The organism is Klebsiella sp. KPN54798 (assembly GCF_021184225.1).
Classification (GTDB): domain Bacteria; phylum Pseudomonadota; class Gammaproteobacteria; order Enterobacterales; family Enterobacteriaceae; genus Klebsiella; species Klebsiella pneumoniae.
The window spans coordinates 3223730-3242137 of the sequence record NZ_CP089234.1 but is presented as its reverse complement, the minus strand read 5'-3'; the positions used below and the strand labels follow the sequence as shown (position 1 = coordinate 3242137).

General features: G+C 51.6%; 23 protein-coding genes and 1 pseudogene. 14 read left to right on the top strand and 10 right to left on the bottom strand.

Annotation, left to right across the window (positions count from 1 at the left end):
• Nucleotide 1: 1 nt before the first annotated feature.
• From LPQ25_RS15730 to LPQ25_RS15715, 4 genes and pseudogenes are all read left to right on the top strand, one after another.
• Nucleotides 2-1429 (top strand): tail fiber domain-containing protein, encoded by a 1428-nt coding sequence (locus LPQ25_RS15730; RefSeq protein ID WP_014907806.1) that lies wholly within the window; start codon nucleotides 2-4, stop codon nucleotides 1427-1429.
• 422 nt (nucleotides 1430-1851) lie between these two features.
• Nucleotides 1852-2910 carry a sensor domain-containing diguanylate cyclase gene (locus tag LPQ25_RS15725; protein WP_004224164.1) on the top strand — a complete coding sequence of 353 codons (1059 nt, stop codon included), beginning with the start codon at nucleotides 1852-1854 and terminating at the stop codon, nucleotides 2908-2910.
• A gap of 354 nt (nucleotides 2911-3264) precedes the next feature.
• Nucleotides 3265-3957: an EAL domain-containing protein gene (locus LPQ25_RS15720; protein ID WP_014228923.1), complete on the top strand. Its 693-nt coding sequence runs from the start codon at nucleotides 3265-3267 to the stop codon at nucleotides 3955-3957.
• Nucleotides 3958-4590: 633 nt separating this feature from the next.
• Nucleotides 4591-4758, top strand: a pseudogene (locus LPQ25_RS15715) (isocitrate/isopropylmalate family dehydrogenase); the annotation flags it as partial.
• A 272-nt stretch (nucleotides 4759-5030) separates the two neighbouring features.
• Here LPQ25_RS15715 and LPQ25_RS15710 read toward each other — a convergent pair.
• The 4 genes from LPQ25_RS15710 to LPQ25_RS15695 all read right to left on the bottom strand — a co-directional run bounded on the left by LPQ25_RS15710 (nucleotide 5031) and on the right by LPQ25_RS15695 (nucleotide 6745).
• Nucleotides 5031-5744, bottom strand: a complete 714-nt coding sequence (locus LPQ25_RS15710) for an ArsR/SmtB family transcription factor (protein WP_004213085.1) — start codon at nucleotides 5742-5744, stop codon at nucleotides 5031-5033.
• The gene (locus LPQ25_RS15705) at nucleotides 5741-6133 is read right to left on the bottom strand and encodes an amino acid-binding protein (protein WP_004150798.1); all 393 of its coding nucleotides are present in this window, start codon (nucleotides 6131-6133) and stop codon (nucleotides 5741-5743) included. The genes LPQ25_RS15710 and LPQ25_RS15705 overlap by 4 nt, the downstream gene beginning before the upstream one ends.
• Nucleotides 6126-6449 (bottom strand): antibiotic biosynthesis monooxygenase family protein, encoded by a 324-nt coding sequence (locus tag LPQ25_RS15700; protein WP_014907803.1) that lies wholly within the window; start codon nucleotides 6447-6449, stop codon nucleotides 6126-6128. Before LPQ25_RS15700 ends, LPQ25_RS15705 begins: the two co-directional genes overlap by 8 nt.
• Before the next feature lie 119 nt (nucleotides 6450-6568).
• Nucleotides 6569-6745 carry a hypothetical protein gene (locus LPQ25_RS15695; protein ID WP_032415655.1) on the bottom strand — a complete coding sequence of 59 codons (177 nt, stop codon included), beginning with the start codon at nucleotides 6743-6745 and terminating at the stop codon, nucleotides 6569-6571.
• Here LPQ25_RS15695 and LPQ25_RS27310 point away from each other — a divergent pair.
• The gene (locus tag LPQ25_RS27310; protein WP_040244743.1) at nucleotides 6693-6878 is read left to right on the top strand and encodes a hypothetical protein; all 186 of its coding nucleotides are present in this window, start codon (nucleotides 6693-6695) and stop codon (nucleotides 6876-6878) included. The genes LPQ25_RS15695 and LPQ25_RS27310 overlap by 53 nt on opposite strands.
• Before the next feature lie 20 nt (nucleotides 6879-6898).
• Here LPQ25_RS27310 and LPQ25_RS15690 read toward each other — a convergent pair whose 3' ends face one another.
• The 3 genes from LPQ25_RS15690 to LPQ25_RS15680 form a co-directional block, all read right to left on the bottom strand.
• Entirely contained in the window at nucleotides 6899-7126 is a 228-nt protein-coding gene (locus LPQ25_RS15690; protein ID WP_004140530.1) for a DUF1272 domain-containing protein, read from the bottom strand.
• Between the two features lie 112 nt (nucleotides 7127-7238).
• Nucleotides 7239-8432: a zinc-dependent alcohol dehydrogenase gene (locus tag LPQ25_RS15685; protein WP_004140529.1), complete on the bottom strand. Its 1194-nt coding sequence runs from the start codon at nucleotides 8430-8432 to the stop codon at nucleotides 7239-7241.
• A gap of 67 nt (nucleotides 8433-8499) precedes the next feature.
• Nucleotides 8500-8835: a hypothetical protein gene (locus tag LPQ25_RS15680; protein WP_032421220.1), complete on the bottom strand. Its 336-nt coding sequence runs from the start codon at nucleotides 8833-8835 to the stop codon at nucleotides 8500-8502.
• Nucleotides 8836-9054: 219 nt separating this feature from the next.
• Between LPQ25_RS15680 and LPQ25_RS15675 the strand changes: the two genes are divergently transcribed.
• The 6 genes from LPQ25_RS15675 (at nucleotide 9055) to cydB (ending at nucleotide 13731) form a co-directional block, all read left to right on the top strand.
• Nucleotides 9055-9240 (top strand): con-10 family general stress protein, encoded by a 186-nt coding sequence (locus LPQ25_RS15675; RefSeq protein WP_004150795.1) that lies wholly within the window; start codon nucleotides 9055-9057, stop codon nucleotides 9238-9240.
• Nucleotides 9241-9330: 90 nt separating this feature from the next.
• Entirely contained in the window at nucleotides 9331-9825 is a 495-nt protein-coding gene (locus LPQ25_RS15670) for a YciE/YciF ferroxidase family protein (protein ID WP_004148027.1), read from the top strand.
• A gap of 26 nt (nucleotides 9826-9851) precedes the next feature.
• Nucleotides 9852-10358 (top strand): ferritin-like domain-containing protein, encoded by a 507-nt coding sequence (locus tag LPQ25_RS15665; RefSeq protein WP_004140514.1) that lies wholly within the window; start codon nucleotides 9852-9854, stop codon nucleotides 10356-10358.
• Between the two features lie 16 nt (nucleotides 10359-10374).
• Complete coding sequence (locus LPQ25_RS15660) at nucleotides 10375-11262, top strand: manganese catalase family protein (RefSeq protein WP_004140512.1); 888 nt, start codon at nucleotides 10375-10377, stop codon at nucleotides 11260-11262.
• A gap of 55 nt (nucleotides 11263-11317) precedes the next feature.
• On the top strand, nucleotides 11318-12724 hold the full coding sequence (locus LPQ25_RS15655) for a cytochrome ubiquinol oxidase subunit I (protein WP_004140511.1): 1407 nt from the start codon (nucleotides 11318-11320) through the stop codon (nucleotides 12722-12724).
• Complete coding sequence (cydB, locus tag LPQ25_RS15650; protein ID WP_226340371.1) at nucleotides 12721-13731, top strand: cytochrome d ubiquinol oxidase subunit II; 1011 nt, start codon at nucleotides 12721-12723, stop codon at nucleotides 13729-13731. The genes LPQ25_RS15655 and cydB overlap by 4 nt, the downstream gene beginning before the upstream one ends.
• A 115-nt stretch (nucleotides 13732-13846) precedes the next feature.
• Here the strand turns inward: cydB and LPQ25_RS15645 are convergent, their stop codons facing one another.
• Nucleotides 13847-14044, bottom strand: a complete 198-nt coding sequence (locus tag LPQ25_RS15645; protein WP_004140506.1) for a hypothetical protein — start codon at nucleotides 14042-14044, stop codon at nucleotides 13847-13849.
• Nucleotides 14045-14609: 565 nt separating this feature from the next.
• On the opposite strand from LPQ25_RS15645, the gene LPQ25_RS15640 reads away from it, so the two are divergent.
• From LPQ25_RS15640 to LPQ25_RS15630, 3 genes are all read left to right on the top strand, one after another.
• The gene (locus tag LPQ25_RS15640) at nucleotides 14610-15242 is read left to right on the top strand and encodes an ECs1377 family protein (RefSeq protein ID WP_004150791.1); all 633 of its coding nucleotides are present in this window, start codon (nucleotides 14610-14612) and stop codon (nucleotides 15240-15242) included.
• Nucleotides 15243-15281: 39 nt separating this feature from the next.
• Nucleotides 15282-15461 carry a hypothetical protein gene (locus LPQ25_RS15635; RefSeq protein WP_004140501.1) on the top strand — a complete coding sequence of 60 codons (180 nt, stop codon included), beginning with the start codon at nucleotides 15282-15284 and terminating at the stop codon, nucleotides 15459-15461.
• Nucleotides 15462-15858: 397 nt separating this feature from the next.
• The gene (locus tag LPQ25_RS15630) at nucleotides 15859-16545 is read left to right on the top strand and encodes a KPN_01159 family EAL domain c-di-GMP phosphodiesterase (protein WP_004150790.1); all 687 of its coding nucleotides are present in this window, start codon (nucleotides 15859-15861) and stop codon (nucleotides 16543-16545) included.
• Nucleotides 16546-16657: 112 nt separating this feature from the next.
• Here LPQ25_RS15630 and LPQ25_RS15625 read toward each other — a convergent pair whose 3' ends face one another.
• On the bottom strand, nucleotides 16658-16822 hold the full coding sequence (locus tag LPQ25_RS15625) for a hypothetical protein (RefSeq protein ID WP_020804938.1): 165 nt from the start codon (nucleotides 16820-16822) through the stop codon (nucleotides 16658-16660).
• Between the two features lie 33 nt (nucleotides 16823-16855).
• Complete coding sequence (locus LPQ25_RS15620; protein ID WP_004140497.1) at nucleotides 16856-18364, bottom strand: UbiD family decarboxylase; 1509 nt, start codon at nucleotides 18362-18364, stop codon at nucleotides 16856-16858.
• Nucleotides 18365-18408 lie beyond the last annotated feature (44 nt).

The following is an 18408-nucleotide window of genomic DNA, read 5'->3' as shown; positions in this document are numbered from 1 at the left end:
TATGGCGATGTATGAAGTCGGTACCGTCACGGGTGCCGCGTCGCAGGCACGGGTGACAGGTGCGACAACAAAATGGTCACAGGAGGCGCTGGGGATACTGCCCGGGTCGATTCTAGTGGTCTACCGCAGCGGTAGTGCTGACCTGTATGCGATCAAATCCGTGGACAGCGACACGCAACTGACGCTGACCCGGAATATCACCACCGCATTTTCCGGTGCCAGTTACGGCATTATTACCGCTGAAACCGCCAGCACCTCGTCGTTTGCTAACCAGCTGGCCAGCGCGTTTGCATTCTGGCGTAGTGTAGTGGAGGGCTGGTCGATGGCCCTGACCGGCAGCGGCAATATCACCCTGACTGACCCGATCACAGGAAAGCAGGTGACCGTGCCGGCGATAGCCGGGATGGCGAAGGCCTCGGATCTTAACGCGCTGGCAAAACTCACCGGAGGAAACAAACTCGACGGCTCGCAGGTTATAACCAGCGATAATGCCGGTTTTATACTCGGTAAGAACTCAGATCTGGCTCTGCTCAAAAAACAGGGGCAAGGCGGGACAATTGCCGTTGGCTCGGGAACACCGTTTAGGGTTCAGCGTTCAAGAGCGACCACTGTATCACCGGCAGACACCTTTGATGACATCCTCGTTATTGGCACCAATAACCAGACGACGTTGCCCGGAGATTTGGTTGTCGGTGGTGGTTTCGATAATACGGCAAAGGGCAAGCTGTATTCCCAGGCGTTAGAGCTATCGATGAGCACGCCATACATCGACTTTCATTTCAACGGCAGCATCGCCGACTTTACCGCCCGCATTATCCAGGACCGGCAAAACAGACTAAATATTCAGGGCAATGCCAGCTTGTTAGTTACCGATGGCAATTTAACCGCTGGCTCAACAATGCCCGGCAATATCGCAGTCGGCCAGCAGGTCACCGCCGCACCTGTGCGGTCTCAGATGTTGGGAAGAGGCGCTTACGGCGACCCGGACGGCGCATACGTGCAAATGTACATGGAGGAGAAGGTCGGCACTGAGCACCGGATCGTGCTGTACTCTGACGGTTTCGGAAGAACCGATGCCTGGCTATTTCGGCCTGGCGGCACAATCACCACCGGCAAAGGTGACGTCATGACTACCGGTTCTGACGTTCGTCTGAAAGACGGGTTTACAGAACCTCAGGAAGGGGCCTCCAGGCGCATTAATGCGCTGGGGGTATGCGAGTTCAATATGAAAGGCGAAACGCGCCGGAGGCGTGGTTTTATCGCTCAGCAGGCTGAAAAAGCTGATGATCTGTATACTTTCCTCGGCATCGAGCAGGAGATCGATGGCGAAAAATTCAGGGTGATGAATGTTGATTACACGGCCATCATCGCCGATTTGGTAACAGTGGTGCAGGATTTGATTAGGCGAGTTGACGCACTAGAAAGTTGAGGAGCATAAAAAATCCCCCGGAGGCACTTGCCGGGGGCAACTGTAACGACATTAATTGCTGTGTACATCACAGAATAATTTGGAGTAAACGATAAGTAAGTTCAAGTAAATTTTTACTGGTCAGATGTTGTGTCGTTGTTTAATAATCTACCAAAATTAATAATGCAATAGTGATAAATCCTGTTGGGTTTTTATGTTTAAGGATATAATCCTAAAGTATTGCCTTTCATTAGATTTAAAACGTACAGATAGATTCAAGAAAATGGATGCAAAATGTTATTATTGATACGTTTATCAATAATTGAAGTGCAATCTTGTAATTTTCACATCCATGTTATAACTTTGTAATGCAGGGCGGTTTTATCTTGTAATTTAGTGGTTTAAAGTGATAGCGGCTCTTAGTGATTTATAATAGGCTTTCTATGTTAACAAAATTCCCAGATGAAAAATACATATCTGACAGAAATTCATCGTTTATTAAAAGAGTATATTTCTTACGTCAGATAGGTGTCGTTCTTTGCTTTCTTCCTATATATTCAGTCCTCCAGGAACAGTCACATCAAAAAATAACGATAGCCCTGTTAATTTTGAATGCACTCATCTGGCCATCGGTTGCTTATCTGGCAAGCATGATGTCGAAGGATATGCTGAGTACTGAAAAAAAGAATATGGTACTCGATTCATTCTGGGCTGGTATCTGGATAGCCGTAATGCAAGCTAGCCCAATTCCATCATTATTCATAATCTCCGTTCAAATAGCTGATCGCTATGCTGCTGGTGGATGGAAAATTTTAAAACCAGCATTAACGTGGATGATGATTAGTTTCGTGATAGTTTGGTTAGCAAATGATTTCAGATATACTATAGAATTCAGCACCCGAACGGTATTGCTTTCTTTACCGTTGGCAACCTGTTATCCCATAGTGTTGAGTGTTGTTTCAAGGCACTTATCTATAAAGTTGAGGAAAAGAAGGGAGTTACTGGAAAAACAGGCGCTGATGGATCCTGGCTTAGATCTGCCAAATCGCCGATTTTTTGAGCAAAAAATGGAAAGTGCTTTTCGTGCGACGCGTAAAAAGAGAATTCATTCTTATCTTATGCTCATTGATGTTGATAATTTTAAAAAAATTAATGATACATATGGTCATGAAGTAGGTGATGCGGTGTTATCTCGTATATCAACAATATTACGAGAGTGCGCTGGCGAGAAGGATGTGCCAGCAAGATTTGGTGGCGATGAGTTGGCTATTATTGTTAACAACAGTAATAGCAAGCTTGTTATAGCCATGGTTGATATAATTCAGGAAAAAATTAAAGATCTTTCATTGCCTTCTCATAAAGATATGTACTGTACTGTCAGTATCGGTATTTCTTGTGCAGAAAATAAAGAATCAATTATCGAGTGGATCAAAGAGGCTGATCAAATGCTATATGAAGTTAAACGTAATGGGAAGAATGGATATTGCATGCCGAATAATTGAAGATGAAATGATTTATTTTCTTATGATGTTATACCTATAAATGTTTAAGATGGTTTATTATCGGCATTATCATCGCAGATAAATTTCTTCGGAACCTCAGACACCTTCTCAACTAACGTTTGATATCTGGCACTAAATTATTAGTATTTAATAACACATTGATTTTATTGTGATTTATAATGAAATCATGTTTCTATTTTTACCTTTCACTTCATTTGATTTGAATTACCGATCAATTTGTGGCGTGTGATAGGTTTTGCCTATTGTTCGATCATGATCGATCATTTTAAACTATTTCTCTTTCATTTATAATTATGACACGATTAGGAATATTCTTAGTTCCGGTGTTTTTTTATGTTAAAGAACAGTGTGGAAATAGAATCCTGCAGGTTTGTTTTAGAACCATCTTACAAAAAAGATGGTTCTATTCATTCTTGGGAAATTCTCACGAAAAGTGTTAAAAAAAAGAACGCTAATGATTATCATGCTAATGAAGGTCTTTTTTGCTTCAGTTCGCTAAGCGATAAAGAAAAAATCGATGTGTTTAAGAGACAGATATTGACAATTGAAAAGCTTGATGCATCAAAATTGAAGTTCAAGCCAGTTTCGTTGAATGTTGACAGTCTTATTAGCGATTGTATTTTGAACGATAAATATATTGGTGATTACTTAAAAAACCAAAAAAACATTGCTTTTGAGATTAACGAGTATTTTCATGAATTCAATACTAAATGCTGTATGGTTGACTTAAAGTGTCTTTCAAAATTGTGTCCAGTATGGCTGGATGATTTTGGAAGGGGCTTAACAAGTTTAACAATTATTGATATGTTTAATTTTGAATGTATAAAAATTGATAAAGATTATTTCTGGGAAATACAGAGTGAGAGCGAATTCTTTAAAAGAATAAATAAAATAAAATCATACTGCAATTTCGTGATTGTTGAGGGAGTTGAGACAATAGAACAAAAAAATAAAGTACATTCTGTTGTTGATTGCGCTTGCCAGGGAAGGTTGTGGATGAGTGATTACTATTATGTTGAGATTTAAAATAAATGACAACAAAAGATGATAAATGTCCATTTTGTGGTGCAGTTTTAATTAATGAGGACCACTGCCACAGCTGCCATGCATTTAAGATTAAAGGCTATGTATCAAGAGACGCACGCAAGACAATTAATTTGATATCTATCTGCACATCTTTACTGGTAGCGCTCTTTGGGATCTTGGTTGTGTTTCTGGTATCTTTCGGTATCGGGACATATATTGCTATCATTGCGTTTTCTCTTATTTTATATTTTATTATGAAAAGGATTCTGCATATAAAAGAAGAACAAAAAGGGAAGATGGTTTGGAAAAGAGCAATCATTACATGGTAGGTAGTAATTAAATAATATAATGGCGCTGCTTGTTCCAATGCAAGCCTCGGATTCCGAGGCTTTTTTATTTTCTTTTCAAATCATGAGTTATAACACCGGAGATATTTAACCCGACTCACAGGGAGTAAGTATTATTGGCTAATAATTCACTATCCAGATGAGCTGAAAAACTCAAAGCCAGTTATCAAAACTGAAAATATACTAATGAATTTCAATAGGTTAGGGCTTAGGTTAAACACATTAATAACGTATCAAAAATACCTATTTTCTATTTAAATCAACAAGTAATGATGTTATTGGTTAACTACTGCTGCGCCACATGCAGTGGTTCGAAGCCGCAGACCTGATCGTTAAAGGCATGGAAGGCGCTATCGCCGCCAAGACAGTGACCTATGACTTCGAACGTCTGATGGAAGGCGCTAAACTGCTGAAATGCTCAGAGTTTGGCGACGCGATTATCGCGAACATGTAATCCCGTTGGTGGATTAAGTAAAAGCGGGAGCCGATGGGCTCCCGTTTTTTTTCGCCTTCAGGCAATTATTCTGCCGGACGCATGAAGCATTAGGCGATGGCGAATGTCCCGCAGCGCAACGTTCAACAAAGCTATATACCTCATGACAGGGAGAGATCCATTTGCCGTAAGAGCTCGCATGAAAACGGATTGCACGCCAGGCGTCATACTGATGGCCCGACCGGCTTAAACCGGTGCCGTTCGGCGAAAATGTGCTGTAGCCTAAACTCAGGCTATCCGCTCACTTTCAGATTAAACAGCCGGGACAGCGCCGCTTTGCCGCTATCCGTCACTTGTACTTCCCGATATCCCGGCGCGCGGGTTATCCATCCTTTTTGCAGGAACAGCGTCATTAGCGCCGAGCCAGCATCGCCGCCCAGATGAAAACGTCTTTCGCTCCAGTCGAGACAGGGGCAGCAAGGCTTACGCCGTGGGCGGGCGTTAAACACTGCGCCAAGGCGTTCAAGCTGGGTTTTACCGGCTGACGTCAGGGCCAGGCCATCTGCCGCCAGCCATTTTTCCCTCAGCATAAATTCATAAATATTGACCGCCAGCTCGCCCGCCAGATGATCGTAGCAGGTCCGGGCGTAGCGAAGATTAACCGGCGTGCTGGGGAGAAGCGTCTTATGCGCTTGCATAGAGACGCCCATCAGGTTTTCCAGCAGCCCGGCAATATGCGAGCCCGCCAGGCGGTAATAGCGGTGGCGCCCCTGCGCGAGACACACCACCAGTCCGTTGCTGAGCAGCCGGGCAAGATGGCCGCTGGTGGTGGAGGCGGACACCTCGGCGACCGTACTGAGTTCGGTTGCCGTCCATGCGCGCCCGTCCATCAGCGCGCAGAGAATACTGACCCTTGACGAGTCAGAGAGGGCGGAGGCCACCATCGCCATAGCGGTTTCCAGCGCCTCCTCTGGCTCACTGTCTTGCTGCGGTTTCAGGAGATTCATTCAGAAAGTATGGCCCATTTTTTGGTCACTTCCGCTGCCCGGGCGTCATCATCGGTAAGGAGAATGAGCCGGTTACGGTGGTCGCTGTACTGTACCAGAATATTAATACCATTATGGGCCAGGGTGTCCGCGATGTCTCCCAGTTCCCCAGGACGTTCCTGAGGTAACTTTCGTATCAGAGGACGGCATACATTGCTGACCGTAAAGCCGGCCTCGGTCAGCACCCTGCGGGCTGTCTCACCGTCTTCCACCAGAAAATGCGCATGTCCGGCATCAGGCGTGGTGAATACGCCGCCGCCTTCGAGCCCCACGCCGTTGTTACCCAGCGCCATACCCATTGCGCCAAGCGAGCCCGGCGAGTTGCTGAGAATCACGTGAATGTCATACATCTGACTGTGCTCCCCGATCCGATGTGTAATCCCGGAACACGCGGGCGACGCGTATTCTGTAGTATGAAAAAATCGATGCTTTGCCTTCGCGCTGGGCAGCCAGATGCCGCTCATTTTGCTGCCAGTTGGCCACCGATGCTTCATCTTCCCACCAGGATAGCGAGAGGATTTTGCCGGGCGTACTCAGGCTCTGAAAGCGCTCAATGGCAATAAACCCCGGCGTGTCTGAAAGCAAAGGCGTCAGCCCGGCCGCCAGCTGAAGATATCTTTCCTGTGCTTGTGGTAAGGCGTCGGCCTCAAAAAGTACCGCAATCATAAGTCTGCTCCGTGGTGAATTTCCCTGCAGTCTACTGACGGTCAGAGCAGGAAGCTTCGGTGTGCAGCGAAATATGCCTGGCAGGAGATCAACGATTGCAACGGAAATGCTCCCAGGCGTTATTGCGATGGTGAATAAAAAAGAACGCCAGCCATGCGATACGGCAGCCTGAGCGCACAGGGCTGGCTGAGTTTTAGTGAAATCGCGATGTGGGGGGATAAACCCTGACGGCTGCGGCTATCGATGAAAGCGATCGCCGACGGGCAGTACGGGCGGGGAAGACGTTTTACTGACATGCAGAATATGAACCCGGAAACGCTCGCCCGGACTAGCGAAGCGCCGCCGGGCAATAATCGAAAGAGCACGTTGTCTGCCACCGGTCACGCCTTCAGGCTCCGCGCTCTCCTCGGGCGTGGATTTTTACCTTAGCCGGGAGACCTGCGTCTCGCCTACTGTGCATGGCGGCGCAGGGTGGAGGCGGGGTGGCGCCGCAGCGCCTCTTCGGGACGCACAGGGCGCCGCACCAGTTCGCCGCCGCAGTTCGGGCAATGTCCGTTCAGTCGCGTCGTCATGCAGTCCCGGCAAAAGGTGCACTCGAACGAGCAGATAAACGCCTCGGGTGAGTCTGGCGGCAGATCTTTATCACAGCATTCGCAATTCGGACGTAACTCGAGCATCAACTTCTCCTCTGGTGAACGGCTATATCAGCGACGGCGGGCCAAAGCACGCTATGTTTATATCATGCCGCGATCGGTCCGCCGAGAATTTCCTTGCGCGGTAATCGCCTTGTCAGAGGGTCGCCTTCCCGGGCTGCATTCCCGGTACGAGGATCACTTTGCGGCACGCCTCTTCACGTTTCTCAAAGATCTGATAGCCGCGCGCGGCCTCCTCCAGCGGCATATGGTGAGTGACAATCTCCTCCGGGGTAAGCAGCCCTTGCTCAATAAGCGCCAGCAGATCCGGCAGCCAGGCGTGGACGTGGGTTTGTCCCATCCTGAAGGTCAGTCCTTTATCAAAGGCATCGCCAAACATAAAGCCGTGGATGAAACCGGCGTAAACCCCGGGTACGCTGACGATGCCGCCGCGGCGCACGGCGGCGATGCACTGGCGCAGGGCTTTTCCGCTGCTCCCCTCGATTTTCAGGGTGCTGAGGACGGTTTCCGTAAGGCTACCTTTCGCCTCGAAGCCCACGGCGTCGATCACCGCGTCGACGCCGCGATGGCCCGGCGTGTTATCGATAATCCACTGCGCAGGATCGTCATGGTGGTCAAAGTTTATCGGGATCGCGCCATAGCGTTGTTGCGCGAAATCGAGTCGGTAATCGTTATGATCGATGATAAATATCTGTTCTGCGCCATTGAGCCTGGCGCAGGAGGCGCAGAGCAGTCCTACCGGGCCGGCGCCAAAAATAGCCACGCTACTGCCGGGTTTGACCTCGGCGTTTTTAACCGCCTGCCAGGCGGTGGGCAGAATATCTGACAGAAACAGCACCTTTTCATCGGGTAAGGTGTCTGGCACTTTAAACGGTCCGGTATTGGCTTTGGGGACCCGTACATATTCCGCCTGGCCGCCCGGGATCCCGCCGTACAAATCGCTATAGCCAAACAGCGCCGCCGGTGGCGAAATGCCTTTTCGATTGAGCGTCGCTCCCTGGCCGCTATTGGTGCTTTCGCAGGCGGCATACTGCTGCAAGCGACAAAAGAAGCAGTCTCCGCAGGCGATGACAAACGGGATAACCACCCGGTCGCCTTTGCGGACCGCGGTGACCTCGGAACCGGCTTCCACCACTTCCCCCATAAATTCATGGCCGAAAATATCACCATGGTGCGTGCCGGGGATCTTTCCGCGGTACAGATGCAGATCGGAACCGCAAATCGCTGTCGCGGTGACGCGCAGAATAATATCGTCCGCTGCCTCAAGAGCCGGGTCAGGCATGGTGTCGACGCTGACATGATGCGGGCCGTGATAAGTGAGTGCTTTCATAGAATATTCTCCTCGAGAGAAAGGTTGACAGCATGCGGTTCTTCGGCCTGGTGAACGGCTGCTATCGTCACCGATAAATCATCGTAAAAAATAAAGCGTAGAGTACTAATAATGGAACTGCGTGATATTCCAGGAGCTGAATATATTCCACGCTTCGCTTATTTAGCAGCTGGTTTGTTGAGGTTATTTGCCTATTGCCCTTATGTGTGCCAGTATTAATCGGGCATGATATTCGCTCCATTTTGTTTGCTAGCCGCTTCCCCAGCGGCTTTTTTTTATCCGTAAAATCAGGGAAAATTCTTAATTTCCGTCTGGCAAAGGGCAATGCTGCCGCTTCGTTATATAACCCAACGGTAGTAATCCTCCGGTATAGATAATTCTTTGCCGCAGAGGTGATCTGCATACATTATTTCCCTGAACACAGTGAGTTAGCGGCAAGGTGCCGTTTGGTTATTTTTGAGGTGTCTTGTAGAATTATTCCGAATTACTGCTAAAAGGTGTCGAAAAAACGGAATAATAATTTGACTAACCAGCATTACCCGCTAGATTTAAATATCGAACGACGAGTGATACGGAATATTTTCGTATCGTACTGACATAACCGATATACATGAGGTGAAATATGGCAGAGCATCGTGGTGGTTCCGGTAATTTTGCTGAAGACCGTGAAAAAGCTTCTGAAGCAGGTCGTAAAGGTGGTCAGCACAGCGGCGGGAACTTTAAAAATGATCCGCAGCGTGCGTCCGAAGCGGGTAAAAAAGGCGGACAGAATAGCCACGGCGGTGGCCGCAAGTCCGATAATTCCTGATTATCCTTTTCCTTGCACCCTGAAGTGAAAGTATCTCCTGCGAGTCTGTCACAGACTCGCAGTTATTTTCTGACTCCAGAAGGTATTTCTATGAATATGAAAAGCATTGAAGATGTATTTATACACCTGCTCTCAGATACCTACAGCGCAGAGAAACAATTAACCCGCGGGCTGGCTAAACTAGCCAGAGCGGCGTCCAGTGAAAAACTCAGCGCGGCGTTCAATGCTCATCTTGAAGAAACCCAGGGCCAGATCGAACGTATCGACCAGATTATTGAACAGGAATCCAACCTGAAAATCAAACGCATGAAATGCGTGGCCATGGAAGGATTAATCGAAGAAGCTAATGAAGTCGTTGAGAGCACGGAAAAAAATGAGGTACGTGATGCTGCATTAATTGCCGCTGCGCAAAAGGTCGAGCATTACGAAATTGCCAGTTACGGTACTCTGGTCACCCTGGCAGAGCAGTTGGGCTATAAAAAAGCAGCCAAACTGCTTGCCGAAACCCTGGAAGAAGAAAAACAAACCGATGTGAAATTAACCGATCTGGCGGTAGGTAATATTAATAAGAAAGCGGAAAAATAAACTCTCCCTGACACGAGGAAATCACGATGAATCACGTTGAACATTACCATGACTGGCTACGAGATGCGCATGCCATGGAAAAACAGGCAGAGTCCATGCTGGAATCAATGGCTGGCCGTATCGATAATTATCCGGATCTCCGTGCCAGAATCGAACAGCATGTTAACGAGACCAAACGGCAAATTACCGTGCTGGAAGAGATCCTCGACCGCAATGAGATTTCGCGCTCGGTGATTAAAGATTCGATGAGTAAAATGGCGGCTCTCGGCCAGTCCATCGGCGGGATGTTTCCTTCCGATGAAATCGTCAAAGGCTCGATCAGCGGGTACGTTTTCGAGCAGTTTGAAATCGCCTGCTATACCTCTCTGCTGGCGGCCGCTGAAAAAGCGGGCGATACCGCCTCCATCCCAGCCATTGAAGCCATCCTGGCGGAAGAGCGGGAAATGGCCGACTGGCTGATTAAACATATTCCTCAGACTACGGAGCAGTTTCTCCTGCGTTCAGATGCTGACGGCGTAGAAGCGAAAAAATAACCCAGGAGGCAGGCCTATGTTTCGTCATGTGAAACAACTGCAGTATACCGTACGCGTTGCTGAACCGAATCCGGGGCTCGCGAATTTACTGCTCGAACAGTTTGGCGGCCCTCAGGGCGAGCTGGCCGCCGCGTGTCGTTATTTCACCCAGGGATTAAGCGATGACGATCCCGGCCGCAAAGATATGCTGATGGATATCGCGACAGAGGAGTTGAGCCATCTGGAGATCATTGGCACTTTGGTCGGCATGCTGAATAAAGGCGCCAAAGGAGCCCTGGCGGAGGGCACCGAGAGCGAGGCGGAACTCTATCGTTCGCTCACCGCCAACGGCAATGACAGCCATATTACATCCCTGCTGTACGGCGGCGGTACCCCGCTGACCAACTCGGCGGGCGTGCCGTGGACGGCGGCCTACATTGATACTATCGGCGAACCCACCGCCGACCTGCGGTCGAATGTCGCGGCGGAGGCGAGGGCGAAGATCGTCTATGAACGCCTGATCAACGTGACCGACGATCCTGGCGTGAAAGACGCGCTGGCCTTCCTGATGACCCGCGAAGCGGCGCATCAGCTCTCTTTTGAGAAGGCCCTGCAGTCGATTCGCAACAACTATCCACCGGGCAAACTGCCGCCCATTAGCGAGTACGCTAACACCTACTACAATATGTCTGAAGGTGGAGAAGTACGCGGCAGCTGGAACAGTGACAAACACTTCGATTATGTCAAGGATCCACAGCCGGCCGTAGATGGCGGAGATGGCAGTGCTTCTGTCGGCCTGACGCCAGAGCAGGAAGCGCTGTGCAAAGCGATGCTGAAGCGAACGCAGTCTGACCCGCAGGGCGATCCTTTGACTGGCGCCGAACTCGGCGCCGGGAAGCAAAACACTTCATCATCGGCTAAGTGATGTTCGCATGAGCCCCGGCTGCGGCCGGGGCGATTCACAATGATGGGTGTGGAATATGTTTGAATTCGACGCGTTTCATCTGGCCCGATTGCAATTCGCCTTTACCGTATCCTTCCATATCCTCTTTCCGGCCATCACCATCGGCCTTGCCAGCTACCTTGTGGTGCTTGAGGGGATGTGGCTGCGAACCCGGGATAATGTCTGGCGTTCACTCTACAATTTCTGGCTGAAAATCTTTGCCGTCAATTTTGGCATGGGCGTAGTCTCCGGATTAGTCATGTCCTATCAGTTCGGCACCAACTGGAGCGGATTTTCCCAGTTCGCTGGCAGTATTACCGGCCCGCTGCTGCTGTACGAAGTGCTGACCGCCTTCTTCCTTGAAGCGGGATTCCTCGGGGTGATGCTGTTTGGCTGGAATAAAGTGCCGCCAGCGCTGCATTTTTTTACCACCTGCATGGTGGCGCTTGGCACGTTGGTTTCTACCTTCTGGATCCTTGCCTCCAATAGCTGGATGCAGACGCCGCAGGGTTTTATCATCGAAAATGGCCATCTCATCCCGCAGGACTGGCTGGCGATTATCTTTAACCCCTCTTTTCCGTATCGCTTGTTCCATATGGCGATAGCCGCGTTTCTCAGCAGCGCCATGTTCGTCGGGGCGTCTGCCGCGTGGCATCTTCTGCGCGGCAACGACTCGCCGGCCATCCGCAAAATGCTGTCGATGGCGATGTGGATGGCGCTGCTGGTGGCGCCGATCCAGGCGGTGGTGGGGGATATGCATGGTCTTAACACCCTTGAGCATCAGCCGGCGAAGATCGCGGCCATCGAAGGGCACTGGGAAAATCGCCCCGGCGAGGCCACGCCGCTGCTGCTGTTTGGCCTGCCGGACATGGAGCAGGAGCGGACCCGCTATGGTCTTGAGATCCCCGCTCTCGGTAGCCTGATCCTTACCCACAGCCTGCATAAGCAGGTGCCGGCCCTGAAAGACTTCCCGAAAGAGGACCGACCCTATTCGCCCGCCGTCTTCTGGTCGTTTCGCATCATGGTCGGGATGGGCGTGTTGATGATCGCCTTAGGGATCTGCAGCGCCTGGCTGCGCTATCGGCGGCGGCTGTACCACTCGCGTCCCTTCCAGTGGTTTGCGCTCTGTATGGGGCCCGCCGGTCTTATTGCCCTGGTCGCCGGGTGGGTGACCACCGAGATGGGCCGCCAGCCGTGGGTGATATACGGGTTGCTGCGCACGCGGGATGCGGTGTCGTTGCACAGCACCCTGCAGATGGCCATCAGCCTGCTGGTATTTATCGTGGTTTACTGCGCCGTGTTTGGCGTGGGGTATTACTACATTTTCCGGCTTATCAAAAAAGGGCCGCAGCCGGTGACGGAGCTGACCTCGCAAACCGCAGGCACCCCGGCGCGTCCGCTCTCAGCGGCTGAGCCGGTGCGTGATGAGGAGAACGCATCATGAGCATCGATATCTCGGTGATTTGGTTTGTCATCATTGTCTTCGCCACGCTGATGTATATCGTGATGGATGGTTTCGATTTAGGTATTGGGATGCTGTTCAGCGTGGTGCATGATGGCGAAGAGCGCGATGTGATGGTCAACAGCGTCGCCCCCGTCTGGGATGGTAACGAAACCTGGCTGGTGCTCGGCGGGGCAGGGCTGTTCGGCGCCTTTCCGCTGGCCTATGCGGTGATCACCGATGCGCTGGTTATCCCGCTGACGGCGATGCTCATCGGCCTGATTTTTCGCGGCGTGGCCTTTGAATTTCGTTTTAAAGCGGTTCCCACGCATCGCATCTTCTGGGACTATGCCTTTGCCGGCGGCTCGCTGTTGGCGACCTTCAGCCAGGGGATTGTCGTCGGCGCGTTTATCAACGGCTTTGCGGTGGCTGACCGCCGCTTCGCCGGTTCGACGCTGGACTGGCTTACCCCTTTCAATCTGTTCTGCGGTCTGGGGCTGGTGGTGGCCTATCTGCTGCTGGGCACCACGTGGTTGATTATGAAAAGCGAAGGCGCGCTGCAGCAGCGGATGCGCGAGCTGACCCGCAAGGTACTGCTGGCGCTGATGGTGGTGATTGCGGTGGTCAGCGTCTGGACGCCGTTGGGCTGGCGCTACGTGGCGGAACGCTGGTTTACGCTGCCCAATTTCTTCTGGTTCGTGCCGGTGCCAATTCTGGTGTTGGCTCTGAGCCTGTGGATCTGGCGCCTGAGCGCGCGCCCCGCCAGCCACGCCCGTCCCTTTATCCTGACGCTGGGCCTGATATTCCTCGGCTTCAGCGGGCTGGGGATCAGCGTCTGGCCGAACATTATTCCACCGCATATCTCCCTGTGGGATGCCGCTGCGCCGCTCTCCAGCCAGGTATTTATGCTGCCGGGGGCGCTGCTCATTATCCCGGTGATCCTGATGTATACCGCCTGGAGCTACTACGTCTTTCGCGGCAAAGTCTCCGGCAGCGAGGGCTATCACTGAGCCTGATTCGCGCCGGCAGGTGAGGATTTGCTGGCGCGTCGCGCCGTCCGGTCAGGGATGACCGAGAGGGATGCGCACAAACCGATGATCTGCTGCAACGACTCGGGCCGGGTGTTTATGCCTTCGGCGGCTTGATCTTAATAATAAATCGTTCGTTAACCCGGGTGATCCTCGCGCCAATATCGCCAAACTCGGTGGCGATTTTAAAAAAATCGTCCGCGGCGACATCAAAATCGAGCTCAATCTTCGGGTGTTGTCCTGTCGCCAGTAATTCATAGAAATGGTCAAGGCTGCGGGCTTTTTCGCTAGGCATCTTATTTCTCCATGGTAAACCAATCTGCAGGGGTTTTATTGCTTACGGCGCTTTTACGGATTATTCAGCAGGATGACAAACGTGCCTGATATAAAATTATGCAATGACAGTAAGAATGAGGCAGGGCGAGGTTATTCCGTGTTGTTAAACCGCGTGGCGACGCGTTGTCCGCCATACCATGACGGCAGAGACGACCCTGCGGCGCCGGTTGATGATAGACATTTTTTGATGACAAATTAATGACAATAAAATGAATCTGTCCGGGCTCGGGATGGCATCGTGCTAAATAATTTTATTCTGTGGCTGGTAAGGTGGTTGTTAACTACTTTATGGTGATGGAGCGTCTTTTTTAGGGCCAACGGCGAGGGAACAACGATGCAATTACTTGATTTATTCGCAGGCTTATTATGGTTAAGCAGCGTTATCTTCCTGCTGTTTGTTCTTGATGTGATCATCACCCGTTATCTTTATCGTAAATAATCGACAACGACAGCGGCGTTGGGCATAGGGACGGCGTCGGAGGATGATAATATAACCCGCGGACTGATTCAGAAAGGAATGCGCGGTGGCCGGGAGAATTGATTACGATATTGAAAAATACCAGTTTACCGAAGCCGGTGAGACGCCACGGCTCCGGGAGCAGTGGCGCGAAGTATACCTGGAGTGTCGTCAGCTGCGGGCCGGGGCAGAGGAGCGCCTGCGCATTGCGTTACTGAACGTCGACTATGTCACCAGCTTCGAGCTGCCTTTTCGCCTGCTGCTGGTGCGCGCGCCGCAGCTAATCGCCGATGTTCGCGAGACGTTGCAGCTTAGCCGTAAAGCCGCCGTTTTCAACGGCAAACGTTACGGCTGCGTCTATAGTTTGAAACAGGATTTACAGGCTGTCCCGGAAGCCTTTCATTACCGCCTGGCAAACCGCATTCGTCGCGTCGATGCAACCGGGCTGACGGCGGCCCCGTACCAGCAGATTGCCCGGGAGATAAAGCCGGCCCGGGAGCGGCTCCGCCAGGCGCTGAACGCCGGCCTGCCGGTCACCGCTCTCGACGCCTTGTTCTGGTTCGGCAGTCAGCGAGTGGCGGCGGACATCGCGCAGTTGCGCCGGTCCGGCATGGCGATTGTCACGACGGAGGTGGAGGTCAGCGACAATTTGTTCAATACCACCCGACGAGTGCCCGTTTACCGCCTGGCCAGCGAGTGAATCGGCAACCTTTCGCCCAGCCGTTGCCTCTGCAGACAGTTGACCATTGCCCCGTCGAACCAGACGCACAGCCCTCTGGCGACAGGCCGCGGGGCCGGTTCCAGCCATGCGCTGGCGATGAGCATGAGGAGCATTAGCGCCAGCGGAACCATGTATTTTCTTTTCACTGCCCTTTATCCGCTGCGCCTGTTCTGCCAGCAAGGTAGCGGTAAAGTATGACGTTTCGTTGACCGGGGCAGCGTTTTTATTATTGGCAAGCGGTTGCGTTGGGCCAGAGATTATTCATCTTTTGGCATACGAGAGGACGAAAACTGGCGGCTTGTATTTTTGATTTTTATTACACCACGCTTTTTTTTGCCGCCGGGGAAAAGCGTAATGTGGCTACGACTGGATGCGGCTCGTCATGTAACTGGCTGGTTTGAAACAATATTTTAATTGTTGTCTAAACGCATGCGACAGCGGTGGCTAATTTATATTAATTCACTTTACCGATCAATAAATTATATGTTGATAGTTTTTAGCTATCGAATGTTTCTTATCGATCATTTTAAACTATTTTTGTTGGCGGGAAATATATGACATGCTTTAACCCTTTCTTATTTTTGGTATTTTTTAAATGGTTGAAGAAAACGCGAAAAATACCTCCTATCGCTTCGTACTGGAGCCCGCTATTAGCGATGATGGCAGCTGCCACTCGTGGGAATTGCTCACTAAAGATATTATAGCACCCGCACGAAATAACGCCTCAGCGCCCGCGTTTTCTTTCTCCACGCTTACCGAAAGCGATAAGCTTGCACTATTTACCCGACAAATCGAGTTGCTTTCCGTATTTGATTTTTCCCTGGTCGATAATAAGCCGATCTCGCTCAATATCGATGATTTATTAAGCCATTTTATTCTGACGGACCGCTATCTCTGCGATTTTCTGCGCTCGTGTAAGCATATTGCTTTGGAGATAAATGAGAATTTTCATGAGTTTATCGCCGGCCGCGAGCTGACGGCGCTAAGCACGCTGGCGGCGCTTTGTCCGGTCTGGCTGGATGATTTTGGTCGCGGGCGAACCTCCTTCCCGCTGCTGGAGAGATTCCGCTTCGATTGCGTCAAAGTGGATAAGGATTACTTCTGGGATAAAGAAAACGACCCCGCTTTGCCCGGTCTGTTGCAGTCTATTCATACCCTGACCGGCCATGTGATCGTTGAGGGTATCGAAACCGAAAAGCAAAAACGGTTAATCACTTCTGCCGGGGACATCATAGGTCAGGGCCGCTACTGGAAGGAAGAATATATTTTTCTTTGCGGTTGAGGGTCGACCGGGGGCTGGTTTCGGTTACCTGCTATTCTTTTATTATCCAGTTTTAAATACCCCCTTTGCTACAGATAGTCTTTATTAGCGCAGTGATAAGCGCCTCTCTTTTTTATGAAGGATCATTCCCTGTAAATACCCCCATGCGTAACGCCCCGATCGCCATTTCGACGTAAGCCAGGTGCTGATTTCTGAGCTGCGCGAGCTGGTGAAAAAAGATCTCGCCGCTGCGATCAATTAATCCTGCCTGCGCCATCCGCTCAGGATCGCGCGGCAGGGAAAAATGCCGCCGTTTACCGGCGGCTATTGCTTATTTTGCGCTACCCTGGTTTTTTTCCAGCCGGGCGAAATACTCCGGTGCAAACGGGCGCGGATCGACGTCGGCAAACGGCGCGCGCTCAAAGTGCGATTTCAGCGCCCAGGGAACCGTGCAGTCAAAAATGGTCTTGCAGCTGATGCCATTTCCACGGATCGACGGGCTGTATTCCGGCGTCTGGGACGGATCCAGCTGGTGACCGCGAATGCCGGGGATTGTCGTAATGCTGACGTCCCCCTGCATGCGGGTGGTCATCGCCCACAGGATATCGTCGCTGTCAAAGATGTCGACATCTTCATCAACCAGAATAATATTTTTTAGCTCGGAATAGGTCGCCAGCGCCAGCAGCGCGGCCTGCCCCTGCCGGCCTTCATCGGCGGGTTGACGTTTTTTCACCTGCAGGATCCCGAGGAACTTACCGCCACCCGCGGTGTGGGCGTAGACATTTTGTAAAAAGCCCGGAATGGCGGCCTCGACGGCATTCCAGATACTGGCTTCCGTTGGCAGGCCGGCGAGGGTGGTATGCTCTTCCCCCGGTCCCACCAGGGTCTGCAGAATCGCATTGTTTCGCATGGTCACTGCTTTGACTTTGATTACCGGCAGCGACGGATTAGCGCCGCCGCAGTAGCCAGGAAATTCCGGCATCGCGTGGCCGCTATTGGTGTGCTGATCCTCTCTGACGCGCACGCCAGGCAACAGCTCACCTTCGATAACGATCTCGGCGCGGGCGATGGCTTTCTCCGGGACGCTGACGCCCTGAACCAGCTCCACCGGACGTTGACGCAGCGCGCCGGCGACGCCCAGCTCGTTATAGCCGAACGGCGTGGTAGGGGCTTCGAAGCAGGCGCCAATATAGATGGCCGGATCGAGACCCATATTGATGGTTATCGGCAGCGGTTTGCCGGCGGCCTCGGCCTTCTGGCGAAACACTTCGATATGGCGGCCGGCGGCAAGAAACATCGACAGCTCATCCCGGCCCTGAACGCACAAGCGGTGGATGGTGACGTCGGTCAGCGAGGCGTCGTCGGGATCGCTGGCCAGCGCCAGGCCCAGGCAGAAGAAGGGGCCGGCGTCGATAGGGGTGTTGGTGGGCGCCGGAAGCAGGGTGCGCAAATCAAAATCCGGATCGTCGGCCAGAAAGATCTGTTCCTGGCAGGGGGCGCTGCTGGCCGGGACGACCACCGGCGCGACCGGTTTTTTCACCGCCTTACCCACTTCAAGGGCCAGCTGCGAGGCTTCGCAGCCCAGCAGCAGCGCGGCCCGCTGGCGGCTGGCGTGCATACCCACCAGAATGCGCGAGTGTGGATAACCCTTAATATTGTTAAACATCATCGCCGGCCCGATGCGAGTGGGGCGCTTCACGGTGCCGCCCGCGCCGATATGGCGATAAACACCGGCCAGCTCGGCGTTAGGGTCAACCGGATGATCGGTTTCGAGATACTGATTGTCATGCTGTTGCAGCAGCGCGATGGCGTCGCGCAGATCCTGAATCGGTGCGGTCATGATGTTCTCCTTAGCGTATCGATGCGCACAGTATGCTTCGCAGG